Raw genomic sequence first — 18,357 nt, 5'->3', positions numbered from 1 at the left:
GCGTCAGGCCAGGAGACCGCGCGTCAAGCCTGGAGAACGCGCGTCAAGCCTGGAGAACGCAGGGAACGCGCGTCAGAGGGCCGACAGCAGGGCCGTGACGTGCCGCAGCGGGTCCGGCCCCAGCGGCCGCACGGCCACCGTGGCGGCCCCGGCCGCCCACAGCTCCTTGACGTGCTCGGCCGCGGCCTCAGGAGACCCCGACGCCATCGCCACCTCCTCGGGCGCGACCCCGAGGAAGCCGGCCTGCCCCGCCACCAGGGCCCGGGCGCTCTCCGGGACCTCGGCCTCGGTGTTGAGGAAGGAGAAGACCACGAGCTCGTGATCCGCGGGGCCCCCGATCTGGTCCAGGATCCCGGGCAGCTGCGCGGGCCCGACGCCCTCCGGGATGATCGTCCCCTGGGCGACCCGGCCCGACAGGGCCAGCGAGCGCGGCCCCTTCACCCCGGCCAGCACGGGCGGGGGCGTGGCGGGCGGGTGCACCAGGGTGACCCCGTCCAGGTGGACGGACCTGCCGTGCAGGGTGACCGTCTCGCCGCGCAGCAGCGCGCTAACGGACGTGATCGTCTCCTCCAGGAGCGCCAGCGGCGACGACGGGGCGGCGCCCACCTGGCGCATCCAGTCGCCCACGCCGTGCCCGATCCCGGCGGCCAGCCGCCCGGGGTGCACCCTGGCCAGGTTGGCCAGCTCCATCGCCAGCAGCATCGGGTTGCGCAGGGGAGCGGGCGTGATGCCGATGCCGACCCGCAGCCGGGACGTGACGGCGAGCGCGGTGGCGGCCGACGAGACTCCCCCGGTCCAGCCCAGGTCCTCCACCACCCAGAGGTCGTCCACGGACGTCTCGTCGAGCGCCTTGGCGAACGGGATCAACTGCTCGGGAGGAAGGTCCCGGTCGAACATGACTCCGAGTCTCACTATGCCCTCCAGTAATAGCGGAACAACCGGCCGACCTCCGAGTATTCAGCACGCAGGAAGGCGTCGGCAGTCGGGACGTTCGCGACGTCCGTGACGGCGACGATGCGCCGCACGCCCGCCTCGGCCAGCGTGCGGGTGCCCCTGGCCAGCAGGTCGTCGACGTAGCCGTGGCCGCGATGCTCGGGCACCACACCGATGTACGCGATCGAGTGGTCGTCGGGGGCCACCAGGCCCACGGGGGAGTCGCCCAGGTGGCCGATCACGAACCAGTCGGGCTTGCCCTTGCGGTTGATCAGGTCGTCGTACATCCATCGGGCCTCGTGCTCGGCCCCCGACGTGGCCACCTCGATCCGCGTGTCGTAGTCGAGCGAGCCCTCCGAGATGCGTACGAGGACGTCGATCACCTCGTCGGCGGCCATGCGGCGCGCGGGGCGGTACGTCAGGCGGCCGGGGTCGACCGGGACGTCGTTGCCCGCCACCCATTCGAGCACCAGCCGCTCGACCTCCATGACGAACCCCGCGAGGGTCAGGGCCTCGTGCTCCACGGCGCGGTCGACCATGGGGTCGAGCCCCGGCTTGAGCGAGATGTCGTGGATTATCTTGCTCGGCCCCATCGTGCGCAGGCTGCCGCTCAGCAACTCCGCGGCGGCGACCGGGTCGGGGCCCGGGTCGAACTGCCAGATGGTCACCGGCTCCGAGCCCGGGAAGGGCGCCCAGAACGCCAGGCGGGCCTGCCCCTTCACGAAGCACCACTCAGGCCGGGTCCTGCCCTCGTCGAAGGCGGCCGCGAGCTGGGAGCGCCCCGGCTCGGGGAACTGGTCGAACAACGCGAAGGCCTCCACACCTGAAGGGCTCTCCCCGGCCGCGGCCGCCGTGGCGAGGGGTGCCCGTGATGACATGACCATGTTCTCGCACGGAAGAGATCACTCAGACCGTCCCCATCAAGGCCCGATCGAGGTCAGGCGGCGCTGCCGAAGGCCGAACACGCCTCGCCGAGCGATTCGCGCGTCTCGAAGTGCCGGTCGAGGTTGGTGATCGTCAGCAGGTGCCGGATCATGCCGGGGGCCAGCACCAGGATCAGGCGGCCCTTCACGCGCCGGACGTGGTTGAGCGTGGCCACCAGCACCCCGAGTCCCACCGAGTCGCAGAACGGGACCTCGGTCAGGTCGACGACGAGGTTGAGCGGGCCGGCGGCGGCGATGGCCTGTTCGAGCTCGTCCCGCAGCCGGGGGGCGCCTGCCACGTCGAGGTCGCCCACGACGTGCAGCACCGTACAGGGGTCCTCCCGCCACGACCTGACCACCATGAGGGCTTCACCTGCCGAACCGCCGACTGTTATTACTGTTTCTTACATATGTTCTGCATTGCCGTTTTGGTGGTCGGTGTAACACTCGGTTTCGCTGACGGTATGGAAGCCGACTTGGATTTCGCGATCTTCGGCTGATCGCCGCCGATGATCACCTCGATGCCCTTGATGTCGGCCTTGTCGATTTCGGCGCCCGGGATGGCGGCGGCCACGACCTTCGCCTCGTCCTCCTGCCCCGGGCCGTAATGGACGACCGTCTTCTTGTAGTCCTTCTTGGTCGTGTTGCCGGGCTGGCCGGGGACCTTGAAGCCGTACGCGACCAGCCCCTCCTTGGTGCGGGCACCGAGACCGGTGACGAGCGTGCCGTTCTTGACCTTGACCGTGATGCTGCCGGGCGGAATGGCCGACGGCTTGACCGAAGGGGTGGGCGAGGGGGAGGCGGCGGGTTTGGTCAGGTCCTGGTCGGCGTTGATCCGCGCGAACATGTCGCGGGCGGCCGGTTTGTCCCACAGGACCGCGGACTCGCCCGTGGGCGCCTTGAAGTCGACGTTGGACAGCGGCACCTCGGCGAAGCGCACGTCGTCGAGCGAGACGTCGCGCATCTGGGTGGCCAGGCCGAGGAGCCCGTCGTCGGGGTCGACCTTGACCGTGCTCAGCGTGGAGTTGACGAACGAGGCCAGCTTGGCCGGGTTGGCCAGGGTGTCGGCGCTGAGCGCCCGGTTGAGCAGGGCCGAGATGACCTGCTGCTGGCGGTCGATGCGGTCGAGGTCGGAGCGCGCGGTGGCGCGGGTGCGGGCGTAGCCGAGCGCCTGCACACCCTGGAGCTGGTGGGTGCCGGCGGGCAGGTTGAGCCCGGTCTTGGGGTCGTTGATCGGCACGGGCGTGCAGACGGTGACGCCGCCGAGGGAGTCGACGACGTCGATGAAGCCGAGGATGTTGACCTCGATGTAGCGGTTGATCTGCAGCCCGGTGGCGGCCTCGACGGCCTCCTTGGTGAGCTTGGGCCCGCCGAGCTGGTACGCCGAATTGATCTTGTGCTCGCCCTTGCCGGGGATCGTCGTCCAGGTGTCGCGCGGCAGGCTCACCACGGTGACCCGCTTGTGGTCCTCCGACAGGTGGATGACCATCATGGTGTCGGTGCGCTGGCCGGACTCGCGGCCCAGCTTGAGCCGGTTCTGCTGCTGGCGGGTGAGGTCGTCGCGCTTGTCGACGCCCACCATCAGGATGTTCTCGGCGCCGCGGGCCGCGGGCACGGTCACCCCGGCGTCGACGGTGCCGATCTGGCGCGGGGTCGCCCACACCACGCCGGTGGCCACCAGGACCCCGGTGGACAGGAACCCGGCGACGAACACGTTGCGACGGCGGGCCTTGGCGCTCCTGAGCGGCCTGCGAGGACGCGGGTTCGCGAGCTTGACGCCGCCGTAGGCGTCACCGCCCACGAGCACACCGCCGTCCTCCTCGCCCGGGTCGCGCATCCCGTCCCCCTTTTGTCACCCGGGGGATCAGGCTTTCGATTGCCCGACTCCCCTGGTCGTACAGTAGCGTGAGCCCCGCCATGAAGCAGTTCCCCGACTCGCCGCAGGCCCCCGCGGAGACGCGTGCCTGGCCCCCCATCTCCGTCGTCATGCCGGTCCTCAACGAGGAGCGGCACCTTCGCGAGGCCGTCGACCAGGTCCTCGCCCAGAGCTACCCAGGTGAGATTGAAGTCGTGCTCGCCGTGGGTCCGTCCCAGGACCGCACCCAGGAGGTCGCCGACGCCATATCGGCGGCCGATCCACGGGTGACGGTCGTGCCCAATCCGACGGGCCGCACCCCCAACGCGCTCAACGCCGCCATCGCCGCCTCGCGCAACGGCATCATCGCCCGGGTCGACGGGCACGCCATGCTGCCCCCCGACTACCTGCGCGTCGCCGTCGAGACGCTGGCCGAGACCGGCGCCGACAACGTGGGCGGCGTCATGGCGGCCGAGGGCATCACGCCGTTCGAGCAGGCCGTCGCCTGCGCCATGACGTCCAAGATCGGCGTGGGCGCCGCCGCCTTCCACGTGGGCGGCACCGCGGGCCCCGCCGACACCGTCTACCTGGGCGTCTTCCGCCGCTCGGCGCTCGACCGGGTGGGCGGCTACGACGAGCACTTCCAGCGGGCGCAGGACTGGGAGATGAACCACCGCATCCGCCAGAGCGGCGGCCTGGTCTGGTTCCAGCCGCGCATGCGGGTCTCCTACCGTCCCCGCCCCAACGTCAAGGCCCTGGCCAAGCAGTACTTCCACTACGGCAGGTGGCGGCGCGTGGTCGCGCGCACCCACGAGGGCACGATCAACCTGCGCTATCTGGCGCCGCCCGCCGCGGTGCTGGCCATGCTGCTGGGGCTGGTCGTCTCGCCGTTCTTCCCCTGGGCGCTCATCGTCCCCGGCGGCTACGCCGTCGCCATCGCGGCGGGCTCCGCGCTGACGGGCAGCGGGCTGTCCCCGGGGACGCGGCTGCGGCTGCCGATCGTGTACGCCGCCATGCACTGCTCCTGGGGCTGGGGCTTCCTCACCAGCCCGAAGAAGCTGGCCAGGCCGCCCGGTTCATGACCCGGCGAAGACCCGCTCGACGGCGGCGTCGAAGCGGGTCAGCGCGTCCGGATATTCCGCCCCGAACAGGTAGCTCCTGAGCTTGATCCTGGCCCGGGCCAGCGAGTCCTCCCCGTCGAGGAACTCCGCGAGCCCGGCCAGGTCCTTCCCGATCAGCACGCCCGCCTCGGTGCTCGGGTAGCGCTCGTGGAAGGCGCGCTCGTCCAGGCCGGCGACGTTGGTCACCGCGTACGGCTTCTCGCTGGCCAGGAAGTCGGCCACGACGCTGGAGATGTCGCTGATCAGCAGGTCGCACCGGTTGAAGCAGTCGTACAGGTGCGGCTCGGGGCCGGTGACGATCAGGTGCTCGATCCGCGGCGTCTCCCCGGTCGCCCGCGACGGGTGCCGGGCCTTCGACTTGGCCAGCTCGGCCGCCTCGATCATGGCCACGATCTTCCGGTGCGCGCGGCCGGCGCTGCGGTCGCGGTGGCCGGTCAGCGGGTGCGGCTTGTAGATCACGCGCACCCGCGGCCGGTGGTCCAGCAGCGCCCGCACGATGCGCGGGCCCATGGTGATCAGCGACGTGTGGAACAGGTCGTCGTTCCAGCCCTCCCAGGTGGGGGCGTACAGGACGGTGCGGTACGGCAGCTCCGGCCCCTCCGTCGAGATGCCTTCGAGCTGCGGCCGGCCGACCTCGTGGATGCTCTCGTCCCTGACGCCCACCCTGGCCCGGCGGTAGCGGTCGCGGCCCGCGGGACCGGCCACCCACACCTCGTCGTACACCCGGGAGAACGGGTTGAACGACGCCTCCTTGTCGCTGTCGCCGTGGTTGAGGAACGCGCTGCGCAGGGTCGGGATGCGCAGCATGTGGACGTTCCTGCCGACGTTGGAGACGTACAGGCAGAGCTTGGCGCTGGACAGGGCGCGGAAGCTCATCAGGTCGGCCGCCGACGGGATGCACAGCATCGGCAGCGTGGTCGCGTCGAGGTGGTTGGCCATGCCGCGCTCGCGCAGCACGACGATGGCGCGCCGGCCGATGCGCTCCAGCGTGGGCAGCCACATCCTGGCCTGGTAGGCGGCCGCGGTGGCGCCGGAGAAGTAGAGGATGACCTCGGGCCGGTACTTCTCGACCTGCTCGCCCACGACCGCCAGCACCCTGGCCTTGTCGGTGAGCGGCGTGGCGCGGCGCACGTACGGGAGGAGCGCGAGCGCTCCCGCGATGCCCAGCAGGACCGCCAGACCGGCGCCGATCGCGGCGGGCACGGCGCCGACGGCCGCGCCGACCACCGGCAGCGCGTCGAGGTAGAGGAAACGCATGCTGCGGCTGTCACGCAGGGACGGCGGCGGCATCTTTGGGATGCGCAGCGCCGAGACGTCGAGGTTGCGGGTGGTCACCGGCATCCGGCTGAGCGTCCCCTTGAGCCGCAGCGCCAGCGCCGTGTGCCCGGCCCGCACCACGTGGATCGCGAAGATGCCCGACGCCAGCGCCACGAACCACGGCGAGTCGACCCCCGCCATCCGCGCGACCAGCAGCAGCGCCATGGTCTCCCTGGCGGCGAAGCGCAGCGTGACCCCGAGGTGCACCCTGCCGAGCAGCTCGGGCAGCGGCCTGGCGGCGCGCGAGGCCGCGTACTCCATCGCGTAGGAGAGCACGGCGATCGCCCCGAACACCACCGGAGCGGGCCAGAGGGCCGACCACAACAGCGTGGGGTAGCAGCCGAGCAGAGCCGCGATCACGATGAGTCTCCTCATGTGATCGCACAGTAACAACTCTCAGGTCAAACGTCTGCGACCTATCTGGGCAAGTCGGAGATCGGCGGGGTTGCGGCGAGCTGGAAGAGCAGCTCGGCGATCCGCAGGTCGAGGGGGTGGGTGACCTTGATGTTGTGCTCGCTGCCCGGCACGAGGTGGATCGGCACGTCGGGCAGGTAACGCAGCACCACGCCGCAGTCGTCGGTGGCCTGGCGGCCGGCGAACCCGGGGTCGGCCAGCGCCCGCTCGTACGCCTCGCGGATCACCGAGAGCCGGAAGCACTGCGGCGTCTGGCTGCGCCGCAGCACCGACCTGTCCAGCACGTCGCCGATCACCTCGCCGCCGGGGCCCGGCACGGCCACGAGGACCGTGTCGGAGCTCGGGATCGCCACGTTGACGGCCGAACGGGTCTCCAGCGCCTTGACGCACTCGGTGATGATCCGGGGCTCCACGAGCGGGCGTACGGCGTCGTGCAGCAGCACGTTGCACTCCTCGGCGCCCAGCGCCCCCAGGGCCAGCCACGTGCTCTCGGTACGGCTCGCGCCGCCCTCCACGACCTTGCTGACCTTGTCGTAGCCGCCCTTGTCCACGATCTCGCGGATCCGGTCGGTGTAGCCGGGCGTCATCAGCACCACGATCTCGTCGATCTCCGGCGCGTTCTGGAACACCGCCAGCGAATGCTCGATGATCGGCTTTCCCGCGACCTCGATGAGCTGTTTGGGGGTGTCCATCCCGATCCGCTGCCCCACGCCGCCCGCGAGAAGCACCCCGACCGACCGCAACCGTGAATCCATATCGGCAGCGTAACGGTCCTGTTCCGTGATTCCGCCTTGACCTGTCGCTACGCTGTGCCTACGCACCCCCAAGCCACGCGGCTCCCGCGCGACCGGGAGGAGACCTGCGCTTTGCCCGACTCATTGACCCGCGAGACCACGGCCACATCGGTCGTCGTGCTCGCCACGACCCCGGCATGCAAGCTCTCCAGCTTCGACGTCACCCTGCTCGACCGCGTCACCGACCAGCTCGCCACGCTGCCCGTCCGGGAGATCCAGGTGGTGACGCCGGGTGGCGGCCTCGGAGCCGACCTCAGAGGCGTCGCCAAGATCGCCCGGATCTCCACGGGAGCGGTGGCCGTGCTCCCCGCGGACCTGGTGGCCCACACCGAGGCGCTGGCGCTGCTGCTCGACCACCCCGCGCGCGGCAGCGGGGCCCTGATCTCCCATGACGCCGCCGCGGCGCCCATGCGGCCGCCCGTCCGCGTCGAAGGAGGCAAGATCGTCGCCGCGGGCAGTTCGTTCCACGTGGTTCCCGAGGCCAACGCCACGTTCAGAGGCGTGCTGAAGGCGGGCGAGGCCGACCTGGGCGCGCTGGCGGACATCGCGGAGGAGCTGGCCGAGCTGGCCGACACCGGCAAGCTCGGCCCGGTCACCCCCGTCGAGGCCGTCGACCTGCTCCTGGTCGGGCTGGTCAGATCGGGCGTGTCGGTGCGGGCGGCCGCGATCGGGCCGCTGCACGCCGACCGGGTGACCGGCCAGCACGCCGCCGACACCGCCGTCGCCAGGCTGGCCGAGGTGGACGAGGCCAAGGTCAGGCTCGACCTGTCCATCAAGGCGGACGACGGCTTCTTCGCCACCTTCTTCGTCTCCACCTGGACGCGCCACCTGCTCAAACCGGCGGTCCGGCTCAACCTGGCCCCCAACACCGTCACCGGCGCCTCGATCGGGATGGCCGCGCTGGCGGCCCTCTGGTTCTCGGAGGGCGGCCAGGCCGGCCGGCTGGCGGGGGCGCTGCTGTTCTACCTGTCGTTCGCGCTCGACTGCCTCGACGGGCAGTTGGCCCGCTACACGCGCACGTTCTCGCCGCTGGGGGCGTGGGCCGACGGCATGGCCGACCGGCTGAAGGAGTACGCCGTCTACGTCGGCCTGGCCCTGGGCTTCGCCGGCGCCGGCATCTGGCAGCTCGCCGTGGCCGCCATGATCCTCCAGGTCGTAAGGCACGCCATCGACCAGACGTACGCCGGGGCCCGCACCGACGCCGCCCGCGTCGGCGCGCAGTGGGGGCGCCCCGCGCGCTCCCTCCTGGAGTCGGCCGACGGAAGCCGGGCACGGGGCGTGCTCGGGATCGCCCAGCGCCTGGAGCGCGACGCGATCGCCCGCTGGCTCAAGAAGAGCGTCGTGCTGCCCATCGGCGAGCGCACCGCGCTGATCGCCGTCACCGCCGCGGGCTGGAACGCCAGAGTGACGTTCCTGTCCCTGCTCTGCTGGGGCGGCGTGGCGGCCCTCTATCAGCTCGCCGGACGGATCGCGAGGTCGGCACGGTGATTTCGGTCCACATGACTCCCGTCCCCCGCAGCACGGTCGTGGCCTACCGCGACGACGGCCCGCTCTCGCGCGCCATGGGCCTGCTCGTGGCCGGGCAGCTCCCGCCGCTGCCGCCGGTGATCGCGGGCACGTTCGTCACGGGCGTGCTGCTGCTGCTCGGCGTGGCGGGCACGGACGGGCTCGCGGTGTTCGCGCCCGCCGTGACGCTGCTGCTGGCCGGGCCGGGCAGCACGCACGCGCACGACGGCAGGTTCGACTGGCTCGTCCCGCCGATCCTGCGGCTCATCGAGTACACCTTCGTCGCGGCGTGCGGGTTCGCCCACGAGGTGCACCCCGTGGTGATCTTCCTGCTGCTCGGCGCGCTGGCGTTCCACCACTATGATCTTGTTTACCGGCTGCGGCAGCACGTGTACGCACCGGCGTGGCTGTCCACGTTCGGCCTCGGCTGGGACGGCCGGATGATGGTGGTCTCGCTGGTCGCCCTCACGGGCTGGCTGACCAGCGGCTATCTGCTGCTCGCGCTCTATCTGTGGGCGTTCTTCGGCTGGGAGAGCCTCACGTGCTGGCTCGCCGCGCCCCGTTCCGGGGTGGAAACACCCGATACGGGAACGCAAGACTAACGCCGGATTACCCGCTCAGGGCCCAAAGACGAATACTCTTTGGGCTCACGAAGACATGCTCGACTGAGGAGTGCACGTTGCTGGGAATGGTTCTGGCCGCTGGAGCCGGACGACGTCTGCGGCCGTACACCGACACGTTGCCGAAGGCGCTCGTGCCGGTCGACGGCGAAACCACGATCATGGACATCTCCCTGCGCAACCTCGCGGCGGTGGACCTGCGGGAGGTCGTGGTCGTCGTCGGTTACGCGGCGCAGGCCGTCCACGACCGCAAGGAGGCCCTGGAGCAGCGGCACGGCGTCAAGCTCACCCTCGTCCACAACGACAAGGCCGAGGAGTGGAACAACGCCTACTCCCTGTGGTGCGCCCGCGACTACTTCTCCCAGGGCGTGCTGCTGGTCAACGGCGACACCGTGCACCCGGTCTCGGTCGAGAAGACGCTGCTGGCCGCCCCAGAGACGAGCGGCATCCTGCTGGCCGTCGACAACGTCAAGAAGCTCGCCGACGAGGAGATGAAGGTCACGCTCTCGCCGGAGGGCTCGCTGCGCCGCATCACCAAGCTGATGGACCCGGCCGAGGCGTACGGCGAGTACATCGGCGCCACCCTCATCCGGCCCGGCGCGGCCGACCTGCTGGCCGACGCGCTCAAGACGACCTTCGAGCGTGACCCCCAGCTCTACTACGAGGACGGCTACCAGGAGATGGTCGAGCGCGGCGAGGTCATCCACGCCGCGCCCATCGGCGAGGTCGACTGGGTCGAGGTGGACAACCACGACGACCTGGCGAAGGCTCGTACCATAGCCGTCCGCTACTGAGGGGGCGCGCATGCCGCTTCTAGCGAGGATGCTGCCGGCGCCGCTGACCATGCAGGTCAGGCGGGGCGCGGTGGCCGAGCTCGGCGCCCTGCTGGCCGACAGCAGGGTGGCCACCTCCGGCCGGGTCGCGGTGGCCGTCGGCCGCGGGCAGGGCGACCACATCGAGAGCTTGATCACACCCCAGCTGGGCGAGGCCGAGGTGTTCCGGGTGGCCGACGGCTCGGTCGACGCGGCCGTCTCGCTCGGCGCCGACCTGCGCAAGGCCGCCTACGAGGTGGTGGTGGGCGTCGGCGGCGGCAAGACCATCGACGCCACCAAGTACGCCGCCTCGCTCGCCGGCATCCCGATGGTCGCGGTGGCCACCAACCTCTCCCACGACGGCATCTGCTCGCCCACGGCCTCCCTGGTCTACGAGGGCGGCAAGGGCTCGTTCGGGGTGCCGATGCCGCTGGCCATCCTGGTCGACCTCGACTTCGTGCACAACGCGCCGGAGTCGCTGGTCAGGGCGGGCGTGGGCGACGTGGTGAGCAACCTGTCGGCCATCGAGGACTGGCAGCTCGGCAACGTCGAGCGCGGCGAGCCCATCGACGGGCTGGCCTGCTCGATGTCCCGCACCGCCGCCGAGGCGCTCGTCGGCCGCGGCGACTCCATCGAGTCCGACGCGTTCCTGACCGTGCTGGCCGAGTCCCTCATCCTGTCCGGCATGTCCATGGTGATCGCGGGGTCGTCCCGGCCCGCGAGCGGTGGAGATCATGAGATCCTTCATGCCGTGGATCAGCTCTTCCCCGGCACCTCCAACCACGGCGAGCTCGCCGGGATCGGTGCCGCCTTCTGCTTCTTCCTGAGGGAGGACGAGGCCCGGGTCACGCAGGTGGTCGACTGTCTGCGCCGGCACAAGCTGCCCGTCGTGCCCGCCGACATCGGGCTGACCGGCCAGCAGTTCGCCGAGGCCGTCGCCCTGGCACCGTCCACCCGCCCCGGCCGCTACACGATCCTGGAGCACCTGCGCATGCAGGACTCCGAGATCCACGATCGGGTGGGGGACTATGTCCGGGCCTTCGGTAGCTGAGATCCGGCGGGTCGCCCAGCCCGCCGGCCACCTCGAGCGCAGGAACGGCGAGCACTGGGCCGGCGTGCTCTACATGCGCCAGTTGTCCATCTACGTCACCTGGCTGTTCGCCAAGACCTCCGTCACGCCCAACCAGCTCACCTGGGTGATGACGGTGGCCGGGGCCCTGGCCGGGGTCGTGCTCGCCCTGCCGGGCCTGTGGGCCGCCGTGGGCGCCGCCCTGCTGGTGCAGGTCTACCTGCTGCTCGACTGCTCCGACGGCGAGCTGGCCCGCTGGACGGGGAAGACCTCGCTGGTCGGGGTCTACCTCGACCGGGTCGGGGCCTACTTCTGCGAGGCCGCGGTGCTGGCCGGGCTGGGCTGGCGGGCGTCGGCCGTACTGCCCGACTGGTACACCGTGCTGGGCTTCGCCGCGGCGCTCGGCGCGATCCTCATCAAGGCCGAGACGGACCTGGTGGAGGTGGCGCGGGCCAAGGGCGGTCTGGAGGCCGCCACGGAGGCTTCCGCGGTGCAGTTCCGCTCCGGGCTCCTGGGCCTGGGCCGGCGGGTGCTCTCGGCGACGAAGTTCCACCGGATCGTGCAGCCGATCGAGCTGTCGCTGCTGGCGCTGGCAGCCGCCGTCGTCGATCTGACCCTCGGTGACCTGACGGCCTCGCGGGTCCTGATCGTGGCCTGCTTCGTAGCGGCATGCCTACAGGTTGTCCTGCATTTGGTAAGCATCATCGCCTCGAAGAGACTGGCGTGATCTGATGTCGGAACCGGAGGAGCTCCCCGTCCGTCGTATAGATCGGACGTCCGCCGTTCGGTGGGGGTTCATCCTCGGTTCCGATACGCTTAGCCCCAGCCTTTCCAAAACATGCAGACCAGCAGACTCGGTGATCATGAAAGAATGCTCCGCCCGTGTTCTCAACGCGTCAGGACAGTGATTCGTTGAAGATCTCGTGCGTCATCCTCACCATGGGTAACCGGGTCGCGGAGCTGAATCGGGCGGTCGAGTCCGCGCTCAACCAGGTCGACGGCGACGTCGAGGTGGTGATCGTGGGCAACGGTGCAGATGTGCCCGAATTGTCGGCGACGCCACCCGAAGGGTCGTCCGCGGTCGTGAAAGCGATCCGGCTCGACCAGAACACGGGCATCCCCGCGGGCCGCAACCGCGGCGTGGAGGAGTGCTCGGGAGACGTCGTGCTGTTCCTCGACGACGACGGCTGGTATGCCAACCAGAAGGTCGTCGCGCACGTACGCGACCGCTTCGCCACCGAGCCGGACCTCGCGGTGATCTCCTTCCGCGTGATGGACCCCGACGGCGGCATCGGCCAGCGGCGCCACGTGCCCCGGCTGCGCGCCGGCGACCCGCAGCGCTCGTCGCCGGTCACGACGTTCCTCGGCGGCGCCTCGGCCATCAGGCGCTCGGCCTTCCTCCAGGTGGGCGGGCTGCCCGAGCGGTTCTTCTACGCTCACGAGGAGACCGACCTGGCCTGGCGGCTGCTGGGCGAGGGCTACCGGATCGAGTACGACGCCGAGACGGTGATGTACCATCCGCAGGTCCCGCCGACCCGGCACGTCGAGTTCTACCGGCTCAACGCGCGTAACCGGGTCTGGCTGGCGCGGCGCAACCTGCCGTGGCCGCTGGCGTTCCTCTACCTCACCAACTGGGTCGTGCTCACCCTCGTGCGGGAGCGCGGGGGCGGTCCGGCGCTCAAGGCGTGGTTCAGCGGGTTCTTCGAGGGCCTGCGCACCCCGGCGGGCGAACGGCGGCCCATGGCGTGGCGTACGGCGTGGCGCATGGTCAAGCTGGGCCGTCCGCCGATCGTCTGACCGCGGCGGGCCATCGGGGCGTCAGACCTCGACGGCCTCGCCGAAGGACATCGCGGCCCGTGAGATCGTGCTGGTGAACATCGCCCGCCTGGGCAGCCCCAGCTCGCTCAGCTCCTTGGCGATGGGATGGTTGCCCAGGCGGATCAGCGCCCCGCCGGGGCGGATCCGGGCGCCGCGGGCCCGTACGGACCAGGGCACGCGCCGCGTGATCCCGTCCCGGTGCGTGTAGGCGTCGAGCGGCGCCATCACCGTCGCGCCCGGCGCGGGCACGCCCGGCTTGATCAGGATGTCCAGCACGAGCCGGCCGTCCCTGCGCAGGACACACCGTTTGTACGGCGTGCCCAGCCGCAGCTCGATGTCCGCCAGCTCCTTCGGGAACCCCCACAGCGTGCGCCCGGCCTCCAGCGTGAACGGCTGGTCCACGGGCAGCCAGTGCACGAACACCCCGGCCTGGCGCAGGTCCCGCAGCCCTCCGGCCCCGGACACGCCCGGGGGACGCACCAGGAACGCCATGCCGAACTCGTGGTACGGGTCCAGATCGCCGTCGCGATAGTCCACGAACAGCAGGACGCAGACGGCCTTGCCGGGCAGGAACTCGGCCACGTCGAGTCCGGAGTACGCGATCACCGCCCTGGCGGCGTCGGCGCGCACCGCGTAGAAGGCGCTGCACACCTCCGCGTCCCGCACCCGCACCGGCATGGCCACCGTCCGGCCCTGGATCAGATGCGTTGCCATGGCCCCAGTACATCAACCCGTCAGTCGTGTCGCCATTCCCACCCCCGATGTCCTTCCGTGGTGCCGCACCCGCCGCCCGGCCTCCGGCGTGTCGCCCGTGCTCCCGGAAGGCCGGCCGTTCCGGTCAGACGGCCAGGGCGTGGGTGGGGACACCGGCCCAGGACTCGGCGCGGTTGACGAAGGCCGCCGCGTGGTCCGGCCAGTGGTGGTGCAGCCGCGCCTCCGCGTGCCCCAGGGCGCCCAGCCGGGCCCGCCGCACCGGGTCCTCCTTGAGGTCCAGTACGGCGTTCAGCACGGCTTCCACGTCCAGCGGCACCACGAGCCCGCACCCGGTCCGCTCGACCAGCGCCGAGCCCTGGGGAGTCGTGACGACGGGCAGCCCGCGCCCCATGTAGTCCATGATCTTCGTCGGCACCGTCCGCACCGTGTCGTCCGCCAGCGAAAGACCCGCCAGCGCGCCCTCGGCCATGCGCAGCGCGTGCCGGTTGGGCACGTACCCGAACCAGTCGAGCAGCCCGACCCGCTGCGCGTCGCGCAGCAGCGGACGGACGTCCCGGGCCGCCGCGCCGATGAGGTCGAGCCTGACGCCGTACGGGACCAGCCGTTCGGCCAGCCCGATCAGCTCCGACACGCCGCGCTCGGACGAGAGGCGGCCGATGTGCACGACCCTGGTGTCGCCGGGAGGAGGCGGGCTGGGGGACACCAGGGTCGCCTCGGGAACCACCGCGGGCGTGATCACGCGGTGGCGCCGCCCCGCGCGGGCCAGCCGCCTGGGGGAGACCTCTTCGCGTATGTCCCAGACGACCGGAGGACGCCTGTAGGGCAGCGCGCCCAGCAGCCGGTGCTCGTGCACGATCAGCAGATCCGCGTCCTTCACGCCGCGTTTCAGCGCCGCGCGCGCTCTGCCGTACGAGGCGTGCCGCGCCACGTCGATCGCGGTGAGCCCCATGGTGGGGGTCACGTTGAAGTACGTGAACGGTGCGACGTAGGTGACCTCGTGGCCCGCGTCGAGCAGCGCCCTGATCTGCCGGTGCATGATCCGGGCGTCCTCGGGATGATGGACGGTCGTGGCGACACATGTCCGCATGTGTCGATGCTCCGCGCCTACCAGGTCAAAGGCGTAAATGTGGGTAGAACTGTCGCTTAACTTCGTGAGGGGCGGCGATAGAGCCAGGTCAGGCGAGGCTCGAGCACCCACTTGAAGACCGTACGGGTCTCAGGCAGGCACAACACGATCGCCAGCGCGAAGGCGCTGGAGGCGATCGCCAGCACGCCGAGCGGCCCGAACAGCCACGGGAGCTCCAGCCAGCCCATCTCCTTGGCGACCAGCACGGGGATGCCGTGCAGCAGGTAGCAGTAGAGCGTGCGGGTGCCGAGGTCGGAGAACCACGTCTCGCCCCGGGGCACCAGCGCCAGGACGGCGAAGCACATGGCCAGCGCGCACACCAGCAGCCCGGCGCGCATGCCGAGGCCCATGTACCACGACAGGTGGAGGTCCTGGAAGCTGGCCTTGAAGTAGAACGGGGAGAGCTTCGCCTGCGGCGCGAGGAGGATCGCCACCCCCGCCGCACCCAGGATCGTGAGGACCCCCAGGATCTTGATCCACCGCCGGTTGAGCATCTCGAAGTGCTCCGGCTGCATCACCAGGCCGATCACGAAGAACGGCATGAGACCGAAGAAGCGGTCCATGCTGAAGTCGCCCTCGATCTGCGAGAACCCGGAGAGCAGGTAGACGACGATCGCGACCGGCACCGGATATTTCATCCGCTTCCACACCGGGGTGGACAGCCGCCAGAACAGCAGCGCCAGCAGGTACCAGTTGAGCCACGCCGGGTCGATGATCGTCAGGCTCCACTTCTGGCCCACCGAGACGCGGAGCAGGGCGTAGCCGACCTCGACGATCACGTACGGGACCAGGAACGTGTCGACCAGTTTGTTGGTCTTGGCGTTCGAGTTCCAGAAATTTCTGGACAAATAGCCACTGATCAGCACGAACAGCGGCATGTGGAACGTGTAGATGAAGATGTACAGGGCCCTGGAGGAGTCCGCCGACAGCGTCGGCACCAGCGAGTGGCCGACGACCACCAGCGCGATCAGCACGAACTTGACGTTGTCGAGGTACGGGTCGCGCTTGCGCTTGGCCGGCTGGGCCTCCTGCTTCGGCTCCGGCTGCGGCTGGGCCGTGTCGTCCGCCGCGGCCTTCGCCCGCTTCCGCGGACGCCGCTCCTGCGCCGCCTGCGAGGGCTCCTCCGCCGCGGCCGGAGCCTTCGCGGGAGCCTTCGCCGGGGACTTCCCTGGACCCTTCGCCGGAGCCTTTGCGGGGCCCTTCACCGGGTTCTTCGCCGGGTTCTTCGTCGGGGGCTCGTCGTCCTTGACGGCGGGCTGCGGCTCGGTCAGCTCACCCGGCGCCATCCAGTGCGGATCGGCTTCCTCGCTCCAGAACGCCTCCTCCGGCAGCGGCCAGCGGGCTCCCGTCTGGGCGGGGCCGCCGGTCTCCTCCTCGGGGCTCCGCGGAGTCGTGACCGGTGGGGAGAATCTGGTGTCAGACACAGGGGAGTCGCTCAGCTTCGCTCGGGGCCGGGGAACACGACGGCAGCACGACCAACGGATGGCCTCTCGGCTCCGGGTCGCGCTGCGTCGCCGACCCGCAACAGACTATCCCGCCCACGCGCCTCCTGTCCCTCGCGTGAGGCGAGAACGCCCGATTCCACAGGGAACTTGGAGGCTCGTCAGGTGCAGGTGTTCTTCTGCTCGGAGGCCGTGATCGTGCTGTTGTTGACGCTGTCGGGCAGCTTGGTGACCTTGACCGACTCGAAGTCCTCGCCCACCACCAGCTGGATCACCGGAGTGCCCTTCGGCGGGGTGCTCGTGGGGGCCGTCGCCGGCGTGTACGGCTGCGGGTTGGTGACCGCGACCTTGCCCGACGCCGGGGCGGGCTTGGGCACGAGGGCCCCGGCCAGCGTGCCGGCGTGGTCGGGCGCCGACTCGATGGCCTTGGCGTAGTGGACCTCGGTCTTCGGCAGGCTCTTGCCGTCGGCGGCCTCGTAGTTGCCGACGCCGACGACGTTGAAGCCTTCCTTGGCGAGCTGGTCGGCGACCTCGCGGGCCTTGCCGAAGGTCTTGGTGCCGTTGAGCACCTGGATCTTCACCTGCTCGGGCTTGAGCGTAACCTTGGGCTTGGTGCCGGTGGCGGTGCCGGGGCTGGCGCTCGCGGACGGCGCCGGGGTGGCGACCTCGGTGTCGGTCTTGATCGAGGTGAACAGCGCGTTGGCGTCGGGCTGCTTCCAGACCACGCGGTTCTTGTCCTCGGGGTCGGGCCCCCACGGGATCGTCGTGAACTTGACGCCGCCGGCCGTCATCTCCTTGGCGCTCAGCGCGATGTTGATGAGCTGCTCGGTGTCGTTGGCCAGCTCCGGGTCCATGGTGACCGACCCGGCCGCGGCCGCGATGAAGTCCCTGAGCTTGCCGACGTCGGTGAGCAGTTCGCTGCTGGTGGCCTTGGCGACGACCTTGCTCAGGAAGATCTGCTGCCGCTTGATGCGCTGGATGTCGCTGCCGTCGCCGTAGTGGCGCAGGCGCACGTAGCCCAGGGCCTTCTCACCGTTGAGCAGGCTCTTGCCGGGCGGCAGGACCAGCTTGGAGTTCTTGTCGTTGACACCGGACTTCAGGCAGATCTCGATGCCGCCGAGCGCGTCCACGATGTTCTTGAAGCCGCTGAAGTCGACCTCGACGAAGTGGTTGACGCGGATGCCGGTGAGGGTCTCGATCGTGGAGATCGTGCAGGCGATGCCGCCGGAGTTGTACGCCGAGTTGATCATGTCCCGGCGCGGCGCCATCTCCTGCTTGGTGGTCTCGTTCTTGCACTTGGGGATCTGCACCATCGAGTCACGCGGGAAGCTGATCAGCCGCGCCTTGTCCCGGTTGGGCGAGATGTGCATGAGGATGATCGTGTCGGTGCGCTTGCCGCCCGCGTCCGCCTCTCTGGCGAGCTTCTGGCCGTATCGCGCGTTGCCCTTGCCCGCGCGGGTGTCGGAGCCGACGAGCAGGACGTTGAGGGCGCCGGTGTCCACGGGGCGGGGGTTGATGATGTCGCTGTTGACGCTCTTCTTCTTGATGTTGCCGAAGGCGTCGCGGTAGACCGTGTAGCCGGTCAGCGCGCCGGCCACCATGAGCGAGGTGACACCGATGCTGACCCAGGCCAGGATGCGCATCTTGTTCTGGCCGCCGCCGTTGCCGCCGCCGCGGTGGCCGTGTGGCGGCCGGTCGTCGGGCGGGGGCGGCGGACCCGCGGCGGCCGCCGCTCTACGCGCCATCCTGCTGCCGGGCTGAGTGGGGGCAGCCCGGTAGTCCTGCCCGGAGGTGACTACGGGCACGCTCCTGTAGTCAGTCATACGTCCCCTAGCCTCACTTCTCGCGCCTGACGCGCTGGCTTCGTCGCCTCGCGCCACGAGACGAGGTCAC

17 protein-coding genes are annotated in these 18,357 nt (G+C 70.4%); 7 read left to right on the top strand and 10 right to left on the bottom strand.

Annotated elements, in window-relative coordinates:
• Positions 1-72: 72 nt before the first annotated feature.
• Genes AB0L65_RS10725 through AB0L65_RS10710 form a run of 4 tightly spaced genes read right to left on the bottom strand, consistent with a single transcriptional unit; the run spans position 73 to position 3,693 of the window.
• On the bottom strand, positions 73-897 hold the full coding sequence (locus AB0L65_RS10725; protein ID WP_364243063.1) for an LLM class flavin-dependent oxidoreductase: 825 nt from the start codon (positions 895-897) through the stop codon (positions 73-75).
• A gap of 14 nt (positions 898-911) precedes the next feature.
• Positions 912-1,811: a GNAT family N-acetyltransferase gene (locus AB0L65_RS10720; RefSeq protein ID WP_364243061.1), complete on the bottom strand. Its 900-nt coding sequence runs from the start codon at positions 1,809-1,811 to the stop codon at positions 912-914.
• A 59-nt stretch (positions 1,812-1,870) separates the two neighbouring features.
• Complete coding sequence (locus AB0L65_RS10715; protein ID WP_364243058.1) at positions 1,871-2,218, bottom strand: STAS domain-containing protein; 348 nt, start codon at positions 2,216-2,218, stop codon at positions 1,871-1,873.
• A gap of 32 nt (positions 2,219-2,250) precedes the next feature.
• Complete coding sequence (locus AB0L65_RS10710; protein ID WP_364243055.1) at positions 2,251-3,693, bottom strand: LCP family protein; 1,443 nt, start codon at positions 3,691-3,693, stop codon at positions 2,251-2,253.
• An 80-nt stretch (positions 3,694-3,773) separates the two neighbouring features.
• On the opposite strand from AB0L65_RS10710, the gene AB0L65_RS10705 reads away from it, so the two are divergent.
• Entirely contained in the window at positions 3,774-4,793 is a 1,020-nt protein-coding gene (locus AB0L65_RS10705; RefSeq protein ID WP_364243052.1) for a glycosyltransferase family 2 protein, read from the top strand.
• Here AB0L65_RS10705 and AB0L65_RS10700 read toward each other — a convergent pair.
• Positions 4,788-6,524, bottom strand: a complete 1,737-nt coding sequence (locus AB0L65_RS10700; RefSeq protein ID WP_364243049.1) for a CDP-glycerol glycerophosphotransferase family protein — start codon at positions 6,522-6,524, stop codon at positions 4,788-4,790. The two genes, AB0L65_RS10705 and AB0L65_RS10700, sit on opposite strands and share 6 nt — an antisense overlap.
• Before the next feature lie 41 nt (positions 6,525-6,565).
• Positions 6,566-7,318, bottom strand: coding sequence for an IspD/TarI family cytidylyltransferase (locus tag AB0L65_RS10695; RefSeq protein ID WP_364243047.1), 753 nt, complete (start codon positions 7,316-7,318; stop codon positions 6,566-6,568).
• A gap of 111 nt (positions 7,319-7,429) precedes the next feature.
• Here AB0L65_RS10695 and AB0L65_RS10690 point away from each other — a divergent pair, with 111 nt between their 5' ends.
• From AB0L65_RS10690 to AB0L65_RS10665, 6 genes are all read left to right on the top strand, one after another.
• Complete coding sequence (locus AB0L65_RS10690; RefSeq protein WP_364243044.1) at positions 7,430-8,845, top strand: CDP-alcohol phosphatidyltransferase family protein; 1,416 nt, start codon at positions 7,430-7,432, stop codon at positions 8,843-8,845.
• An 11-nt stretch (positions 8,846-8,856) separates the two neighbouring features.
• Complete coding sequence (locus tag AB0L65_RS10685; RefSeq protein WP_364243042.1) at positions 8,857-9,465, top strand: DUF5941 domain-containing protein; 609 nt, start codon at positions 8,857-8,859, stop codon at positions 9,463-9,465.
• 77 nt (positions 9,466-9,542) lie between these two features.
• Complete coding sequence (locus AB0L65_RS10680; protein WP_364243039.1) at positions 9,543-10,277, top strand: phosphocholine cytidylyltransferase family protein; 735 nt, start codon at positions 9,543-9,545, stop codon at positions 10,275-10,277.
• 28 nt (positions 10,278-10,305) lie between these two features.
• A complete protein-coding gene (locus AB0L65_RS10675) occupies positions 10,306-11,346 on the top strand; it encodes an iron-containing alcohol dehydrogenase family protein (protein ID WP_350728654.1) in 1,041 nt (346 codons plus the stop codon).
• Positions 11,324-12,091, top strand: coding sequence for a CDP-alcohol phosphatidyltransferase family protein (locus AB0L65_RS10670; RefSeq protein WP_364243036.1), 768 nt, complete (start codon positions 11,324-11,326; stop codon positions 12,089-12,091). Before AB0L65_RS10675 ends, AB0L65_RS10670 begins: the two co-directional genes overlap by 23 nt.
• Before the next feature lie 185 nt (positions 12,092-12,276).
• Positions 12,277-13,161 (top strand): glycosyltransferase, encoded by an 885-nt coding sequence (locus AB0L65_RS10665; protein WP_364243033.1) that lies wholly within the window; start codon positions 12,277-12,279, stop codon positions 13,159-13,161.
• Positions 13,162-13,182: 21 nt separating this feature from the next.
• Here the strand turns inward: AB0L65_RS10665 and AB0L65_RS10660 are convergent, their stop codons facing one another.
• From AB0L65_RS10660 to AB0L65_RS10645, 4 genes are all read right to left on the bottom strand, one after another.
• Entirely contained in the window at positions 13,183-13,896 is a 714-nt protein-coding gene (locus tag AB0L65_RS10660; RefSeq protein WP_364243030.1) for an acetoacetate decarboxylase family protein, read from the bottom strand.
• Between the two features lie 124 nt (positions 13,897-14,020).
• The gene (locus AB0L65_RS10655; RefSeq protein ID WP_364243027.1) at positions 14,021-14,983 is read right to left on the bottom strand and encodes a glycosyltransferase; all 963 of its coding nucleotides are present in this window, start codon (positions 14,981-14,983) and stop codon (positions 14,021-14,023) included.
• Positions 14,984-15,039: 56 nt separating this feature from the next.
• Positions 15,040-16,446, bottom strand: coding sequence for an acyltransferase family protein (locus AB0L65_RS10650; protein ID WP_364243024.1), 1,407 nt, complete (start codon positions 16,444-16,446; stop codon positions 15,040-15,042).
• A gap of 179 nt (positions 16,447-16,625) precedes the next feature.
• Positions 16,626-18,287, bottom strand: coding sequence for an LCP family protein (locus AB0L65_RS10645; protein ID WP_364243021.1), 1,662 nt, complete (start codon positions 18,285-18,287; stop codon positions 16,626-16,628).
• Between the last annotated feature and the right edge of the window lie 70 nt (positions 18,288-18,357).

It is taken from the genome of Nonomuraea sp. NPDC052116, from assembly GCF_040680035.1.
Classification (GTDB): Bacteria; Actinomycetota; Actinomycetes; order Streptosporangiales; family Streptosporangiaceae; genus Nonomuraea; species Nonomuraea angiospora_A.
Note: the sequence above shows the minus strand (reverse complement) of the source record. Positions and strands in the feature narration are given on the sequence as shown.

Excerpts from the sequence above, each read along its gene's own strand:
- AB0L65_RS10700 (WP_364243049.1), bottom strand. The coding sequence starts at position 6,524 with ATGAGGAGACTCATCGTGATCGCGGCTCTGCTCGGCTGCTACCCCACG.
- AB0L65_RS10715 (WP_364243058.1), bottom strand. The coding sequence starts at position 2,218 with ATGGTGGTCAGGTCGTGGCGGGAGGACCCCTGTACGGTGCTGCACGTC.
- AB0L65_RS10705 (WP_364243052.1), top strand. The coding sequence starts at position 3,774 with ATGAAGCAGTTCCCCGACTCGCCGCAGGCCCCCGCGGAGACGCGTGCC.
- AB0L65_RS10695 (WP_364243047.1), bottom strand. The coding sequence starts at position 7,318 with ATGGATTCACGGTTGCGGTCGGTCGGGGTGCTTCTCGCGGGCGGCGTG.
- AB0L65_RS10660 (WP_364243030.1), bottom strand. The coding sequence starts at position 13,896 with ATGGCAACGCATCTGATCCAGGGCCGGACGGTGGCCATGCCGGTGCGG.
- AB0L65_RS10725 (WP_364243063.1), bottom strand. The coding sequence starts at position 897 with ATGTTCGACCGGGACCTTCCTCCCGAGCAGTTGATCCCGTTCGCCAAG.
- AB0L65_RS10720 (WP_364243061.1), bottom strand. The coding sequence starts at position 1,811 with ATGTCATCACGGGCACCCCTCGCCACGGCGGCCGCGGCCGGGGAGAGC.
- AB0L65_RS10655 (WP_364243027.1), bottom strand. The coding sequence starts at position 14,983 with ATGCGGACATGTGTCGCCACGACCGTCCATCATCCCGAGGACGCCCGG.
- AB0L65_RS10685 (WP_364243042.1), top strand. The coding sequence starts at position 8,857 with ATGACTCCCGTCCCCCGCAGCACGGTCGTGGCCTACCGCGACGACGGC.
- AB0L65_RS10670 (WP_364243036.1), top strand. The coding sequence starts at position 11,324 with ATGTCCGGGCCTTCGGTAGCTGAGATCCGGCGGGTCGCCCAGCCCGCC.
- AB0L65_RS10675 (WP_350728654.1), top strand. The coding sequence starts at position 10,306 with ATGCTGCCGGCGCCGCTGACCATGCAGGTCAGGCGGGGCGCGGTGGCC.
- AB0L65_RS10645 (WP_364243021.1), bottom strand. The coding sequence starts at position 18,287 with ATGACTGACTACAGGAGCGTGCCCGTAGTCACCTCCGGGCAGGACTAC.
- AB0L65_RS10710 (WP_364243055.1), bottom strand. The coding sequence starts at position 3,693 with ATGCGCGACCCGGGCGAGGAGGACGGCGGTGTGCTCGTGGGCGGTGAC.